General features: G+C 44.3%; 15 protein-coding genes. 4 read left to right on the top strand and 11 right to left on the bottom strand.

All coding sequences use genetic code 11. The features are described from left to right. Window positions 1–67: 67 nt before the first annotated feature. From I8J31_RS09355 to I8J31_RS09345, 3 genes are all read right to left on the bottom strand, one after another. On the bottom strand, window positions 68–1,831 hold the full coding sequence (locus I8J31_RS09355) for a GGDEF domain-containing protein (RefSeq protein WP_199468147.1): 1,764 nt from the start codon (window positions 1,829–1,831) through the stop codon (window positions 68–70). A 270-nt stretch (window positions 1,832–2,101) separates the two neighbouring features. Beyond that, complete coding sequence (locus I8J31_RS09350) at window positions 2,102–2,284, bottom strand: RSP_7527 family protein (RefSeq protein WP_199468145.1); 183 nt, start codon at window positions 2,282–2,284, stop codon at window positions 2,102–2,104. Between the two features lie 105 nt (window positions 2,285–2,389). After that, entirely contained in the window at window positions 2,390–3,283 is an 894-nt protein-coding gene (locus I8J31_RS09345) for a helix-turn-helix domain-containing protein (protein ID WP_199468143.1), read from the bottom strand. A 290-nt stretch (window positions 3,284–3,573) separates the two neighbouring features. On the opposite strand from I8J31_RS09345, the gene pobA reads away from it, so the two are divergent. Then, a complete protein-coding gene (pobA, locus tag I8J31_RS09340; protein WP_199468141.1) occupies window positions 3,574–4,776 on the top strand; it encodes a 4-hydroxybenzoate 3-monooxygenase in 1,203 nt (400 codons plus the stop codon). Window positions 4,777–4,902: 126 nt separating this feature from the next. Here the strand turns inward: pobA and I8J31_RS09335 are convergent, their stop codons facing one another. The 8 genes from I8J31_RS09335 to I8J31_RS09300 form a co-directional block, all read right to left on the bottom strand. After that, window positions 4,903–5,934: an LPP20 family lipoprotein gene (locus I8J31_RS09335; protein WP_199468139.1), complete on the bottom strand. Its 1,032-nt coding sequence runs from the start codon at window positions 5,932–5,934 to the stop codon at window positions 4,903–4,905. Continuing rightward, complete coding sequence (locus tag I8J31_RS09330) at window positions 5,934–6,560, bottom strand: penicillin-binding protein activator LpoB (RefSeq protein WP_199468137.1); 627 nt, start codon at window positions 6,558–6,560, stop codon at window positions 5,934–5,936. Before I8J31_RS09330 ends, I8J31_RS09335 begins: the two co-directional genes overlap by 1 nt. Before the next feature lie 66 nt (window positions 6,561–6,626). Then, window positions 6,627–8,297, bottom strand: a complete 1,671-nt coding sequence (locus tag I8J31_RS09325) for a COG3014 family protein (RefSeq protein WP_199468135.1) — start codon at window positions 8,295–8,297, stop codon at window positions 6,627–6,629. A 228-nt stretch (window positions 8,298–8,525) separates the two neighbouring features. Further along, a complete protein-coding gene (secB, locus tag I8J31_RS09320; RefSeq protein ID WP_199468134.1) occupies window positions 8,526–8,999 on the bottom strand; it encodes a protein-export chaperone SecB in 474 nt (157 codons plus the stop codon). A gap of 69 nt (window positions 9,000–9,068) precedes the next feature. Continuing rightward, window positions 9,069–9,323 (bottom strand): glutaredoxin 3, encoded by a 255-nt coding sequence (gene grxC / locus I8J31_RS09315; RefSeq protein WP_199468133.1) that lies wholly within the window; start codon window positions 9,321–9,323, stop codon window positions 9,069–9,071. A 12-nt stretch (window positions 9,324–9,335) separates the two neighbouring features. Beyond that, window positions 9,336–9,770 carry a rhodanese-like domain-containing protein gene (locus I8J31_RS09310; RefSeq protein WP_199468132.1) on the bottom strand — a complete coding sequence of 145 codons (435 nt, stop codon included), beginning with the start codon at window positions 9,768–9,770 and terminating at the stop codon, window positions 9,336–9,338. Between the two features lie 134 nt (window positions 9,771–9,904). Next, window positions 9,905–10,708, bottom strand: coding sequence for a DUF1338 domain-containing protein (locus tag I8J31_RS09305; RefSeq protein ID WP_199468131.1), 804 nt, complete (start codon window positions 10,706–10,708; stop codon window positions 9,905–9,907). Window positions 10,709–10,808: 100 nt separating this feature from the next. Then, window positions 10,809–11,678 (bottom strand): LysR family transcriptional regulator, encoded by an 870-nt coding sequence (locus I8J31_RS09300; protein ID WP_199468130.1) that lies wholly within the window; start codon window positions 11,676–11,678, stop codon window positions 10,809–10,811. A gap of 146 nt (window positions 11,679–11,824) precedes the next feature. On the opposite strand from I8J31_RS09300, the gene amaB reads away from it, so the two are divergent. The 3 genes from amaB to I8J31_RS09285 all read left to right on the top strand — a co-directional run bounded on the left by amaB (window position 11,825) and on the right by I8J31_RS09285 (window position 15,776). Continuing rightward, window positions 11,825–13,369, top strand: coding sequence for an L-piperidine-6-carboxylate dehydrogenase (gene amaB / locus I8J31_RS09295; RefSeq protein WP_199468286.1), 1,545 nt, complete (start codon window positions 11,825–11,827; stop codon window positions 13,367–13,369). Between the two features lie 86 nt (window positions 13,370–13,455). After that, window positions 13,456–14,727, top strand: coding sequence for an NAD(P)/FAD-dependent oxidoreductase (locus I8J31_RS09290; RefSeq protein ID WP_199468129.1), 1,272 nt, complete (start codon window positions 13,456–13,458; stop codon window positions 14,725–14,727). A gap of 149 nt (window positions 14,728–14,876) precedes the next feature. Beyond that, the gene (locus tag I8J31_RS09285; RefSeq protein WP_199468128.1) at window positions 14,877–15,776 is read left to right on the top strand and encodes a LysR substrate-binding domain-containing protein; all 900 of its coding nucleotides are present in this window, start codon (window positions 14,877–14,879) and stop codon (window positions 15,774–15,776) included. Window positions 15,777–15,789: the final 13 nt, after the last annotated feature.

Genomic DNA, 15,789 nt, shown 5'->3' with positions numbered 1-15,789 from the left:
ATGAGCCTATATGACATACTTATGCATTCTTTATGACAGTTAGATAACAATTATCTTTATCCTACTTTTAGGAGGAGGTTATTGTGTTATTTGTTTGCTCGGATTGCAAAAACAGATGGTTGCCCCCTTTTTGCTTTGCAAATTTTTTTGCCTGTGCAGCCAGTTCGGCGACCTGGTGGTGATTTTTACACTGTAGTAAGTTGGTGTGTACTACGCCAATGGCTAGACTTAGTATTGGGTGGAAGAGTGTATCTCCTTGACGGTTCTTGGTCCAAACCCCTCCTTCTTTTAAGGTGTCTTCTGGATAGAAGGCACGTACTTCCCGTTCGAATTCTTTTAGTACGTTTTGACATTGTGGCCGCCAATCTTTATCACCAAAGATGACAACAAAGTCATCGCCACCAATATGACCAATGAAGTTGTTGGAAGAGACGCTATTCTTAATTAGGGAACCGACTAATTGAATGATGGCATCCCCCTTTGAGTAGCCAAAAAAATCGTTGAATGGTTTGAAGTCATTGAGGTCAAAATAAGCAACATGAAAATCTTCATTGGCGAGTAAGCGTCGACTGACTTCTTTGTGTATGGGGACATTGCCGGGCAATAGCGTTAGTGGATTGGAGTAGGTGGCATTTTGAATTTTCAGTTCAGTAATGTGTTTTAACAGGTCTCTAAGATGGCCTACACCAATAAATTCACTTTTTCTAACAACAATGATTTCGTTATTCAGGGTATCGGCTTCTTGATTAGTCACCAAGGTTGAAACGCTAGAAAGGCTGACATTACTTTCGACGATGAGAACATCACTGCAGAGCAAATGGGTGACGGGTTTATTTTCGTATAATGCTCGACCATAGGGTGTTGAGAAAAGCTCATGCAATTGATGGCGTCGAATGACCCCTATGGGCCTGTTATTTTCCAGTATTGGGATATCAATAAGGTCTGGATGTTGTTTAAAGCATAATGACGCTTCGTTTAATACACTGCTTGACGGTAAGGTTGGTGTATATCTACAGAGAGTCTGAACTGTTTCAGTGTGGTTGGCTTGAAATTGTGCGCGTCGCTTGGCCTGTTTTTCCAGATAGGGATGTGTAGTAAATGCTGGATGTTCTGTTGGGCGTCCAAGGAAGTAGCCTTGGCCTAAGGTGATGCCGATTTCAATCAGTTGATCGAGCTCTTGCTGAGTTTCTATGCCTTCTGCTATTAAGCTGCAATTTAAACGCTGGGAAATGGTCAGGATGGAGCGTACAAACTCACGTTTAATATCATCTTTGTCTATGCCTTGAATAAAGTGCTTGTCTATTTTAACAATATCAGGCTGTAATTCAGACCAAAGTTGTAAGCCTGAATACCCTACACCAAGGTCATCTATTGCGACTTGAAACCCCATTTCTCGGTAGTGATCGACACTGGTTCTCGGCAATCCATTGTGATCGTAGGGGTGTTGTTCTGATAGTTCGATAACAATGTTTTTTAAATCAAGAGCTAGATTTTGAAGAATGGCTAGCGTCATGCCTGACTGGTGATCAGGAGAGGCAAGTAAAGACGCACTCACGTTGAGAAATAGGCGCCCTTCTAGGGAAAGGTGGGCAAAACGAGATAAGGCATGTTTTCGGCATAATATTTCTAGTTGATGTAATTTGCCTTCAGACAGGGCTAAAGAAAATAATGCATCAGGTGTGAATAACCTAGAGTTCTTTGGTCCCCGTGATAAGGCTTCATGACCATAAATAAGGCCATTGGTTAGGTCATAGATAGGTTGAAAGTAGGGGGTTATCAAGTTTTCTTTTAGGATTCTTTCAAGCAGAGCTTTGTCGTCGAATTGATCCATGTTTCCCTAAGTCCACTAAACAGTAATAAAGTAATTTGAAGTAAATACTTTATGTCTTATTTGTGTCGTTTTGATGACAGAGAAATCTGAGGCAGGGAAGAGAAATAGACAGGAGTTAAGAAACCTCGTTGCCGGATCGATGTTATTGTTATTACCTTTCGATCTGCGGAAACGTTAGGTTCTTTGGTTTTAATTTTGATCTCTTAACTAGGGCTGACTCATATATTTTATCAACGCTATAAGAATCAAAATATTTGACCTAGGTATTACTTAGCTCTGTTGAGCGGTTTTGAAACTACGGTTAGCTGTTAGGTTGGCAAAGAAGGCTTTGATAGCAACAATCGTTTTTTTAGTCATCTCTGTGTAGTAAGCGCTGCGTAATGCGTAAGCTTGTTCTACATAGTAATCAGTATCAAGGTTACCGAAAGCATCGTATTTATAATCGTTTTTCATGGTTTATCTCCTAAAGTATTGGTCATAATTGACATGACTAATACTAGGATTTGGTAGGTGAACTCACAAACGATCAATTCTCAGCTCATAGGTTAGAAAAATTCATCATAATGAAGCTTGGTTACTTTGAGCGCGAAATTTACCCGGTGGCACACCGGTACAGCGTTTAAAGAAGCGGGAGAAATAGCCCGGATCCTTGAAGCCTAACTCGTAACTTATTTCTTCTACAGAGCGTACTGTGTAGATCAAACTGCGTTTGGCTTCGAGTAGCAGGCGAGCATGGATAAGGTCGAGTACGCTTTGATCAAAGGTGGCTTTGCAAAGTCGGTTTAGACGACTGGCTGAGGTGCCTAGCGCTTCAGCGTATTGATGGCTGCTCCAATGTTGTCGGTAATGCTGTTCTATCAATTCTTTAAGGTGATGGGCGTTACCGTTTCCTGTTTTGGCGATTTCATTGGCATCACCATTGGTTTTTTGTTGGCGATGCAATAACAGTAAAACCGCCTTAATCAAGTATTCACTCATTAGGGCTCGACCTTCGCGTATATAGGAAGACTCGCTTTCTAACTGTTGAATGAGGGGCCAGAGTTCATTAAAGACATTACGGTTACCATTAAAGTTAATTTGTCCTGCCTGACTGAGTAGAGGCTTAATATATTTAGCTGCTTTTTCTTTGTAAGCATCTTCTAGCAAAGGTTCTGCGATAGTAATTACTCGACCATCGGTATCCGGTGCAAAACGAAAGCCGTGTACCACTCCAGCAGGCACTATGATGGCCCATGCCCCTAATAATTTTTGCTGTAGACCATCCAATTGCACCTTAGCTTCCCCCGACCTCAAGATCAGGATTTGAAACAATTTTGCATGTCGGTGAGGGCTGATTTTCCAGCCGAGTTCACTGCTGCGAGATTCAATGTCTTCAATATGGAAAAACTCTGGGTCGTTGATCCAGCTGGAGTCTCCATACAGGCCAAAGTGAGGGATATTAGAAGGCTTCATTAATCTTCTTCTTTGATGAAAGATGAATGGAATGTACTTTTAACAGATCTCCATTTTCTGGAGAATTAAGAATAAGTACATTATTACAGGCTTTTTGGTGCTAACACTAGGTCGCAATGATAGGTAATTAGATTTATTTATTCATGAAAAAATTAGTAGGTGATTAAAAAGTACAATATTTTGATCATAAATCACCTAACGTATTCATTCATTATCTTTCATTATAGGTGCAGGTTCACGATGCTGTTTTATAGACAGCATCCAAAATAATAAGACATTGGAGAGAGATGATGAAAACTCAAGTTGCCATTATTGGTTCTGGCCCATCAGGTTTATTGCTTGGCCAATTACTTGCTAAGCAGGGTATTGATAATGTGATTATTGAGCGTGCTTCTGCAGATTATATTCTGGGCCGCATTCGTGCCGGTGTACTTGAGCAAGGCATGGCGGATTTATTACGTGAGGCCGGTGTTGGTGAGCGCATGGACAGAGAAGGGCAAATTCACACTGGTGTTGAGTTAGCCTTTAATAATAAACGGGTACTGATTGAGCTGGAAAAACTGACTGGTGGCAATACGGTAATGGTATACGGTCAAACAGAGGTGACTCGAGATCTTATGGATGCCCGTTCTGGTGCAGGTTTAACGACCTATTATGAGTCCAGTAATGTTGAACTACACGATGTGAAAACCGACTTTCCGTATGTCACCTTTGAACAGGATGGTAAAGAATATCGCCTTGATTGTGACTATATCGCGGGCTGTGATGGTTTCCATGGGGTTTCTCGTCCGACGATTCCTGAGTCCTCACGTAAAGAATTTGAACGGGTTTTCCCATTTGGTTGGCTAGGCATATTGTCTGATACGCCTCCAGTCAACAAAGAGTTGATTTATTGTAAAACAGATCGCGGTTTCGCCATGACCAGTATGCGTTCAGCGACTCGCTCCCGTTATTATCTTCAAGTGCCTTTGACAGACAAGGTGGAGAATTGGAGTGATGATGACTTTTGGACGGAACTGAAGCGTCGTCTACCTGATGATGTGGCAGAGAAACTGGTGACTGGACCTAGTATTGAAAAAAGCATTGCACCATTGCGTTCTTTTGTTTGTGAGCCTATGCAATACGGTAACTTATTTTTAGTTGGGGATGCTGCGCATATCGTGCCACCAACTGGGGCGAAAGGCTTGAATTTGGCTGCATCAGATGTGGCGACCCTGTATAAAATACTGACCCGTGTTTATAAAGAGGGTGACAAAGAGTGCATCAATCAATATTCAGAAATTTGCCTGCGCCGTGTTTGGCATGGTGAGCGTTTCTCCTGGTGGATGACTAACATGTTGCACGACTTTGGTGACGACGGTGTCAATGGTTCAGATGCCGAAACCTATGAAAGATTTATGAGCTCAGAGTTGAACTTCTACACGGACAATGAAGAAGGCCGCCGAGTGATTGCGATGCAATACGTTGGTTTGCCATATGAAGATTTGAAATAAACACTAGAACTACTGCGCCCATAAATTTGGCGCTATGACTGCCTTGAAAATAAAAAACGGCGCTCCTCAACGGCGCCGTTTTTTATTTAACCAAGTATTGGCAAGCGCAGTAGCCGTGCAAATGTCTTAATGTAATCGTGTTAACCAAACAAACATGGCTTCGATTGCCTGCATTGACCAGTTAGTGGTGGCTTTTTCTGCTGCGCTGTCTTTGTTTTTGGCTATGCCACGGGCACTGACTGTCCAAGCGGCAAGTCGTGATCCCGTTGGATCAATCAATTCCAGCGTGCCTTCTTCAAACACATAGAAACGCCCATTTTGTGTTTCGCTATGTTGTGAGGTTTGGCTATTGAGCTGGAACACGGAGTTGGCTTTAGGAGTCAGTCCGTATTTTGATAAAGCGCTAGCAAGTGGATTGGCTTGTTGTGTTTGTGAAACATCAAAACCGTAAGTCGATAGGGCTTGATTGAGTTGTTGCTCAATGGCTTGAATATCGGCTTCTGCACGGCCTGCTAAGGTGCGTTGTATCGAGTAAAGGCTTAATTCTTCTTGATAGGCTTTACGCTGAGCAAAGCGTGGAATTAGCTGCATGTAAATTTGCCAGTCTTGGGTAGCAGCGGCTTGATTGCCTGTCGTAGTTAATGCTGTGGCTTGTTTGCGAATGGCATCATCTAGATCAACAATGGCGGTTTTAAGCTTGCTGACAATGCGACTACGGTCTATGGACTGCAGAGCATAGACATACTTGCTACCGGCAAAGCGCTGCTCGTTGACCGCTTGTTCTAATTCAAGGGGCGCTGTGGTGATTTGTGTATAAGCGGTTTGTATTTTAGAAACCTGCTCATCTCCGTGTCCAGAAGAGGAAACCTGAGTATTTTGGGTATTCACTTGACTGACTTGAGTGCGCAGTTGCTGAGCAATTTGTACATTACCGTTTTGCTCAGCATGGCTAAAGGCTAGCGCTATATTTTCAATGCGCGGCGCACTACCGACACCGTATAAGTGAGTGTTGTCCTGTGGTGGTGACATCACCCAAGTGGGCATTTTTTCAGCATCCGCACCCTCTTTTGTATTGGAACCAAGACACCCAGTTAAACTGATGCATAGACCAATGGCTATCATCCAGTTAACAGGGTGTTGGAAGGAAAGTGAGCTCATTAAAAGAAGCTCTTTTCAGCCAATTTTTTGATCTTTTTTTGACCGTTCCAGACTTCACGGTTGGTGGTCATGTCGATGAGCTTTAAATCGACCTGATAAAAGGTGACACGTTTGTCGCCATCGGAATCAACAATAGAGTTGATGGCACCAGATAAGGCAAAGCCAGCACCTTGCTCTAAACCGAATTGTGCGGCGGTACCCGGCGCAGCATTTAATTCTTGTTCTTCACGCTCGCTACGTATGTCTTCTCGTTCGGCACCGGAGACGACAAAGTCAACTTTGCCTTCGCGAAGTAGGCTGCGCTTAATATCATTAATGAAGGTGTCTACTGGAATGTGTTCAGATGACTTGTTGCGAATGGTTTGCACGATAACCGTTGGGTTACCTTTTTTATTGAAGTTGAAGTCGCGGTACCAAGGGAAGCTCAGCATGTCGCCCATCATGGCTTCGGCGACGAGCTTAGAATCGATGTCGTTCCAACGATCGGAAAGAGCGACCTCCTCATTGACGTCGACTCGTTTAACCGTGTTAGAACAAGCCGCTAGAATAATCGCCATCAATACAATGACTAGATTCTTCCAAAGCAGACTTGCTGATTGAAACTTGCTTGATCCAGAGATATGCATAATCGTTTCCTTTGCTGGTGTTATCTGATTTCAGACGGCTGATAATAGACGTCTAGTGTAATCTGTTTAATAAGGATTGCGTAGGTTCCAAACTTCAATTTTGTTTGGTTCTAACGTTACTTCCCCTAATGAAAACTGTTTTCCGTTGACGCTATAGCTGGGTGAGTATTCACCGGGAGCCAGTGGTTCTCGGGTTAGGCGTACCTGTGCAGGTAGTGTTAGCCAGTTTCTCGTGTCTGCTGCTGAAGAAGCAAATACGGCGACTTGCCCAATCAGGCCGAGTATCGCGCTGGCGGTTTCATCTTCGACACTATTGGTGGCTTGAAAGGTGATCCAGCTGCGTAATAATTCTCGTACTAGGCCCTCATAAATATCACGTTGTGCTTCTGACAGTTGTTCTTGTAAGGCAATATCGGCCAAGGATGTCATCTGCAATGTATTGGTGGTAGCTAAGCTGTCTGATGTGTTGTTCGCTTGTAGTTTAGGAATGTGTTTGTCTAAGGTGAAGCGGCGGTAATAGGGCACGGTGACGCGTATACTTTGCTGAGTTAAAAGGGTATCGACTTTTACACTGGATAGCTGTTGCCAAGCAGATCTTCCCAACATAATGCGTTTGGTAAAAATCCCTGAGAAGCTTCCCCAAGCCCCGCCGGTTTTATAATTGGCGAGTAAATTAAGCGGATTGATGTCTGCATACACCATGGTGAACCAACGAAAAGCATCGTTTGTTTCCATATTTCCACCACCATGTAAGGGCTCTAATACTAGAGAATGGGCATTGGGAGCGGCATAGAGAAGTAAGGTCATTTCACTTTTGTCGGGAATAAAACCTTGGTGTTCTAGTACCACTAATTCTGAGTTTCCCTGCTGGTAAGCTTTTAGGGTTTCTTGCATCGGTGCAGAAAGCTTTTGTGTGCTTAAGCGTTGGATATCATCTTGGCTCCAGCCACCTTTTTGCATCATGCGAATACAGTCTAGCCAAGCCCGCTCTGTTGTGAGTTTAGATAACTCATATTGTTTTGCATAGCCAGATTCATAGAGGGTAGCGGCATTTTGGTAGCTGATTCTGGCGTCATCGTAGTCGCCGCTCATTTCATATTGCAGGCCTTCTAGGTAGCGAGCCCAAGCATCATCACGGTAGAGGTACTGTTCAGTATCACGGCCGCCAGTATAGAAGTTACCTAGCCAGTTGAGTGCTTTTAAATAGAAGGCTTGGTTCTCTTTGGCATTAAGGTCTTGATAGCTTGGCGTTTGCGCTTTGATTTCATTGAGTTTTATATCAATACGACGGACTTCTACTAGGGCGGAGTCTTGGAGTTGCCGTGCTTCAGACTGGGTTTTGGCTTGTTTCGCTAGGGCAAGATAATTGAGGGACTTTAAATAACTGATGTAAATTCTCTCTAGGCCATTACCACGGTAATCGCCTTGTCTTGGATTGCTAAGCAGTGCCCAAGCGCGGTTATTAAAGTTGTCCTGAAAAAAGGTATCACTCAGTCGGTCGGCTTGTTCTAGTAACTGGTTACTGCGTTCATAATCGCCTTGGTTTTGCGCCAAAGCACCGATTTCTAAGTAGTAGAGTAATTTGTCCTGTTGGCTATCTAGGGCGCCTTCAAGTTTGGCTTCGGCTGATTCCCATTCGCCTTCTTTGGCTAGATTGAGGCCTGCCTCAATATCCTCTTTATAGGTAGCACAGCCAGAAAGAAGCGTTAAGCTGATCCAGAGTACAAGCCACTTCACTATAGACTTCCTTTCTCTAAAAACTTAGCGACGAAGAGTAAACCAAGTAATGCAAAGCAGGCTAGATAGAGGATAAACCAGCGTGCTTTAATACAATTAGGGCAAGGTTTTTTCTTTTTTTTCTGCATGACTACTTCGCTGTCTGTATTGGTTAATGAAACCCTTTAAACATGCTACAAAAAAAGGAGGCCTATAGCCTCCTTTTTTTGCGATAAAGAAACGAAGAACTTATTGTTCTGTTTCAGTTTGCTGCTTCTGTAGGCTTTCTACATAGAGAGCATCAAAGTTAATTGGTGCAAGCATAACCGCAGGGAAGCTACCTTTTACAATAACCGCATCGATATTTTCACGGGCATATGGGAAAAGTGTCGCTGGGCAAAAAGCGCCGAGTGCGTGGTGAAGCTGTTGGTCATCTAGACCAGAGATGACAAATAAACCGCCCTGTTGAACCTGGACTAGGTAGCCTGTTTCTTCGCCATTTTTAACCGTAACGGTAATTTCTAGAACTACTTCGAAAACACTTTCAGCGACTTGGCGGCTTTTCGTGTTTAGTTCTAAACCCACTTCAGGTTTCCATTCTTCCTGAAAGATCATGGGCGAACGTGGAGATTCAAAAGAAATGTCTTTTAAGAAAACACGTTGCATTGCTAGTTGTGGGCCTTGAGCTTCAGTTGCTGCAGCCGCTTCAGTTGTATCAGACATGGTTGTTCCTTATTTTTTTAAGTGTAAGTGAAATATAAGGTGGATCTTATTACTGCTTAGTTCATCCTTTTACTTAGTCAGTAAGGTGTCTAGCTTCTGTTCGCGTTCAAGAGCGTATAACTCATCGCAACCGCCAACGTGTAATTCATCAATCCAGATTTGAGGGACGGTATGACGACCACTTTTATCCATCATCTCTTGGCGAAGCTCGCGTTGTCCATCAACACGAACTTCGTTAAAAGCAACACTTTTTGCGGCTAATAGCTGTTTTGCACGAACGCAAAACGGACAGAAATCGCTTGAATAGATAGTGACTGTGGCCATGAAACGCCTCTCTTATTTTTTAACCAGTGGCAGGTTAGATGATTGCCATTCTGCAATGCCACCTTGAAGTTTGTATACCTTAGTGAAGCCTTCTTTTTTCAAGTCTTTAGCGCTTGCACCAGAAGTTACGCCAGACTTACAAACTAGAATAATGGGGGCATCTTTGTGTTTCTCAAGACGGGTCAGATTGTCTTTCATTTTAGTCGCAGGGACATTCAATGCGCCTGTGATATAGCCGCTTTTGAACTCTTTTTCAGGACGAATATCGACAATAATAGCCTCCTCCGTATTCATTAGGTTTGTTGCCGCGGAAGGCGTTAAGCTTTGAGCGCCGCTTTTGCTCTCAACAAAAAGCAGAGTGGCAAGAATCGCTAAAAAGACAGCGACCATTTCCCAGTGGTTGATAGAAAATTCAATAAGTTGGTTCATCATAATCGTAAAGCCCATATTTAAACTGCCAGCATTATACACGCCGAACGGAATGGGTACATACTCTCAGAGAAAGGTGACAAAGATATGATGAGATGAGCGTAATAAGTCAGGAATAACGAGCCAATTAAGGCTCGTTATGAATTTGCTAGTTAGTTTACGTTGGTTGAATCAAAGATTTTATCGGCGTTGCCTTCGATAAAGCTATCGAACAGTGTGCCATCTCGTTGCGGATGTCGGCGGGCAAATTCGTAGAAGCAGCTTGGTATCGTTCGTTTTGTTCCCTCTGCAAAGTGGTAGTCAATCTTGTCCGCCATGGTAGAGGATTGTTCTAGGCGGGATTCAGGTGAGCCTTTTACGACACCGCCAACCTGATTTAACGCATAGCCTTCATCGAGCAGTAACTGATTCACTGTTTCGATTGTGGGGTATTTATTGAGGTGATTGATGCTCACGGTGAAGTGATTAGCTTGTAGTCCCATGGTGGATAACCAAGCGGCGTATTCTGAATGCTCTGCAAGAGCAAGGTAATCTGCTTCTGTTGGGGTATCCCATAATTTTCCTGACCAGAAAATCGCTGGGGTTTGCACCATGTTTGTTGGGATCTGCGCGATAAACTTGCCAATAATGTCTTGGCAATGTTGAGGCAGTTCTTCTACTAATAATTCGGACAGGAAAATCTTTGGTGAATCCACATCCGTTTGGTGTTTATAGCAGCGCGCTTTTAGGTGTTTGCTGTCAAAACGGAAAGCGCCATAGGCCTTGTAGCCGATAGCTTCGAGTTGCGGTTCTAGCTTTTCTAAAGAGATCGGTGAATTGTTAAAGGTGCGAAACGCAACGTGGTCATTGAGTACCGTTTCGCCATGGCTTTGAAACAGCTGTTGGATACGCTGAGCCTGTGGAGTGACCTTGGTATAAACGTCCCATAGGGAGGCAAAAAATTCTGTCGGTGTCATGCTTACTCCAATGATGTATTGCTGAAAATAATGCTAGCACTTTAATCTAGTCGCTGTAGGCGGTGCAAAGGGTAAAAATGCACTTTGTAATGCCTAAAACTTATGCGAGCTTTGGCTCGATCACGCTTTTGTTTATTTTAAGCTGCTGCTTCGCCGTTAAAATCGTGTTGATTAAATGGGCTGGAAAACTTTGCTCCTTTCTATGGGCTAGGCCAACCACGCGTTTTAGTTTCACATCATTTAGTGGTCTAAGGCATAGGTCATTGCGGCCCCGCGATGAGTGTTCGGGTATCAAGGAAATACCGAGTCCTGCTGCCACTAGATCTAAGGCATATTCTTCTGTTTTTACTTGAGCTCGTATGTCTGTGGTTAAGCCTTGTTTTTGCATTAGGTAATTCCAAGATTCCAAAATGTCACAAGGGGTACGGGAGATGAAAGGCTGTTTATCGATTTGCTTGATGGAAATAGAGGCAAAATCGGTTAACCAATGATCCAGCGGCATGGCGACTACATAATCGTCTTCCCACAGCGGATAGAAGATGTCTTCTTCTGTGGTGTAGCGACCACAGGTAAAGCGTAAGTCAGCACTTTCGGATTCATCCACTAGGTTAAGAGTGAGTCCCGGAATTTTATTGAGCATGGTTTTGATGACTTGGCTGATTAAGGAGCCTGATAAAAAAGGTGTCAGAGAAATGGAAAGTGATAGTGGGGTGGGTGAATCAACAAATAAATTACGCATCGCACTGAGGTCGCCGACCATTTTGCAGGCATGGGGATAAAGTTGAGTGCCGTTATCTGTGGGTGATACCCCTTTGGAGTGGCGGACGAAGAGCTTAGCGTCTAGGTCATCTTCCAATTGAGCGATGCTGGTGGAGATGGAAGGTTGGGCGACAAAGCAACGTTTAGCGGCGGCACTGAGGCTGCGTTCTTCATACACAGCAATAAAATAGCGTAATGAGCGAATATCCATGGTGGCCTCTGTTGAACTCGTATTATGAGTATGGGACAAGCTATAGGTAAAAACTAGACCACTAGCAGGAAATCTATATTTCTCATTGATAGTAAGGCTGGTTATGGTGGAGGGAATTCGTACTTAATGATTGATGGGGTTTTATGATGACGTTAGCTTGCTTGGACACATTAGGCATAAATACGCTAAAAGACGGTGACACTTATTACAGTGTATTAACAGGGAATACAAAGCTAATGGGCCAAGGCAGTACGTTTTCTGCTCAAAGCCCAATTGATGGTGTGACGTTATCTACTTTTAACAATGCTACACCTGCTCAACTTGAAAAAGTGAATGCGGAATTAAAAGATGCTTTTAAAGTATTGCGCACTATTCCTGCGCCACGTCGAGGTGAGTTAGTTCGTCGTATTGGTGACGAAGCACGTAAATACAAAAATGAATTAGCACAAGTGATCTCTTTAGAAGCGGGTAAAATTGTTCCTGAAGCCTTGGGTGAAGTACAAGAGTGGATTGATGTGTGTGATTTCGCCGTTGGTCAATCTCGTATGCTACATGGCTTGTCCATCGTGTCTGAACGTCCGGGACATCGCATGATGGAGCAATGGCAGCCACTTGGTCCTGTTGCTGTTATTACCGCGTTTAATTTTCCTATGGCAGTGTGGGCTTGGAATGCCATGCTGGGTCTGGTTTGCGGTGATCCAATCCTACTAAAACCTTCTGAAAAAGCACCGCTTTGTGCCTTGGCTATGTACCAAATTGCGCAAAATGTTCTTGCCGATATGCCTGATATCCCGAAAGCTGCGGTGTCTGTGATGATTGGTGATCGTGAGTTGGGTGAAGCGATTGCTTCTAACACGACCTTCCCTCTGGTTTCTGCGACAGGGTCTACCACTATGGGACGTGAGGTTGCAAAAACCGTTGCCGGTCGTCTTGGTCGTTCTTTATTAGAGCTTGGTGGTAATAACGCGATGATCGTTTCTGATACAGCGGATTTAGAGCTTGCATTACGTGCGATTGTTTTCTCTGCGGCCGGTACAGCTGGTCAGCGTTGTACCACATTGCGCCGTTTGATTACCCACGAATCTATTGTGGATGGTTTGGTTGAGCGCTTGGCGAAGTCTTATGGTTCTCTGCCAGTTGGCAATCCATTAATCGAAGGCAACCTAGTGGGGCCACTAATCGATGAAGGCAGCTTTAATCGTATGCAAACGGCTTTAGACACGGCGAAAAAACAAGGCGGCGACATTATTTGTGGCGGTGAACGTGTGACAGAAAACGTTCCTGCTGGTGGTTTCTATGTTCGTCCTGCCATTGTTCGTATTGCCCATGATGCGCCCATTGTTCATGAAGAAACCTTTGCGCCTATTCTGTATGTTTTAACTTATCGTTCATTCGACGAGGCGATTGAGATTCAGAACGAAGTACCACAGGGCCTTTCGTCTGCTGTGTTCACGGAAAGTATGCGTGAAGCCGAAATGTTTATGTCTCCAGCTGGCTCTGATTGTGGTATTGCCAATGTGAATATTGGTACCTCTGGTGCCGAAATTGGTGGGGCGTTTGGTGGTGAAAAAGAAACGGGCGGTGGTCGTGAATCGGGTTCAGATGCGTGGAGAAACTATATGCGTCGTACTACAAATACCGTGAACTACGGTGGTGATTTGCCATTAGCGCAAGGTATTGTTTTCGAATAATCGTCCTCCCTTAGCACAGTTAAGGCCCTCCTTAACTGTGCTTTTTTTATTGATCATCCTCAATAATCGCTTTCAAGGTGGTCGTTATGCCTGAACCCTTATGTGATTCCCTATGGCGAGCCAGTGCGCCAGCCGCTCCTTCATTATCCAAGTTAGAAGGTCGTTTAGTTGCTGATGTCGTTATTGTCGGTGGTGGTTTCACCGGATTGTCTGCTGCGCTTCATATGGCGAAATTTGGTCTCTCTGTGGCGGTTGTCGAGGCTCAAGAAATTGGCTTTGGTGGTTCAGGTCGAAATGTTGGTTTAGCGAATGCAGGCTTATGGATGGAGCCTGATCAACTGGATAAAACCATTGGCCTAGAAGCCGGAAGAACATTGTACGACGCACTCGCTGTAGCACCAGATTATGTTTATGGCTTGATAGATGAATACGCTATTGAGTGTGAAGCCACTCGCCATGGCACCTTGCATGCCAGTGTGGGTAAATCTGGCTTGGCGCAATTAGAACGTCGTTATGAGCAAATGGCGCGTCGTGGGGCCCCAGTACAATTATTGTCTGCATCAGAGGCGCAGGCGCGTATAGGCTCGGAAAAATTCAACTCTGCCTTGTTCGACCCACGCGCTGGAACGATTCAGCCATTGGCTTACGCACGAGGTTTAGCCAAAGCCGCTTTGGAAGAAGGCGCGAAACTGTTTGATTACTCTCCAGTAGAGAATATCTCTCCCTATGAAGAGGGGTGGCTGGTTAAGACCCAGCAGGGGGAAGTTCGCGCGCCGAAAGTGGTATTGGCGACTAATGCGTATAGTGAACAGGGCGTAAAAGAACAGGCACGAAAGTTTGTGCCGATTTTTTATAGTCAATTAGCGAGTAAGCCTTTATCTGATGCTCAATTGGCCAGCATTTTGCCAAATAAAGAGGGCGTTTGGGATACCTGTACTGTCATGAGTTCTTTTCGATTAGATCAGCAAGGCCGCTTGGTATTTGGTGGTATGGGGGGGAAGGGGGATGTTCTTGCAAATTGGGCATCCCAACGAGTGAAAGAACTGTTTCCAGTTCTCAATAAGGTAGAGTGGGATTATTGCTGGACAGGGAAGATAGCTTACAGTGAAGACCATTTACCTCATTGCCAGCAGTTACAAAATGGCTTGTTTAGTGTGGCAGGCTACAGCGGACGAGGCATTGGTCCGGGGACTGTGGTTGGCATGGAACTAGCGCAATGGTTTACAGGTCAGCGAGACAACTTGTCTATTCCCACGACTTTATTAAGAGATGTGCCATTTAGGGAGTTGAAGCGTGTGTTTTATGAGGTGGGTGCTCAGGCTTATCACTTAGGGCAGAAGGCCCACGCTTTGGACTAAGTCCTTCCTGGGAATCATTTTTTTGATTGTTATTTAGCGTTGGAATAAATGCATCCTTATGGTGCGGTTGTTGTTTTATTGTTTGGGAATCATGGAGTTATAGGATAGAGTTAGCTTCTTCTAGTATTGGTTAATTGAGTAACGTCTACATGCGCCGTTATATTCCATCGTCAACTGCTCTGAAATGTTTTGAAGCGTCTGTAAGGCACCTTAGCTTTACCCGTGCTGCGGAAGAATTGCATCTTACTCAAAGTGCAGTAAGTCGTCAGATTCGCAACCTTGAAGAGTTTCTCGCCCGGGACTTATTCATTCGTCTTAACAAACGTTTAGTGCTAACAGGGACAGGAGCCGCGTATTACAAAGAAGTGGTGCCCTTGCTGGATGGTATGGAAAACGCGTGTTTACGCATGTTGCACCGGGAAGATGAAAAAACTACCTTAACGATTTCTGCTTTACCTACGTTTGCTTCCTATTGGCTCATGCCTCGTCTTGCTGAGTTTCAAAATGCGCATCCGCAATTTCAAATTAAAGTGCGTTCTTTAGACGATGCCGCAAAAATAGACCCTGAAAACATTGATATTATTTTGCATTATGGTGGTGATCATTGGCCTCGGGCAGTCTCTCATCAACTATTACGGGAAAATGTTATTGCCGTATGCTCTCCAAGCTTATTACTCACTTCCGATAAGGCGAATGCTTTAAACGATTGGCAAGTGGAAGATGTGATGGCGTTCCCTTTTTTGCACTTGTCCTCACGCATTAATGCTTGGCCGGATTGGATGGTGGCTCAAGGTATGGAAAGCGGTTCGTTTGCTGGGGCATCTTTTGCTCATTTCCATATGCTGCTTGAAGCGGCTAAGAACGGTATGGGGGTTGCGATTATGCCAACTATCATTGCACAACGTAGTATCGCTAATGGAGAGCTGGTGGCGCCATTTGGCGAGCCCGTTGTGACTTCCCATGAATACCTTTTGTCTTACCCTGCGGATAAAGCAAACTTAGAACAGGTGGTTGCCTTTCGAGATTGGTTGCTGACAAAGTGTAATTGATTAAATGAATGCT

This window comes from Marinomonas transparens (assembly GCF_016463975.1).
Classification (GTDB): Bacteria; Pseudomonadota; Gammaproteobacteria; order Pseudomonadales; family Marinomonadaceae; genus Marinomonas; species Marinomonas transparens.
The sequence above is the reverse complement of the archived record's forward strand: the minus strand, read 5'-3'. Positions and strand labels throughout refer to the sequence as shown.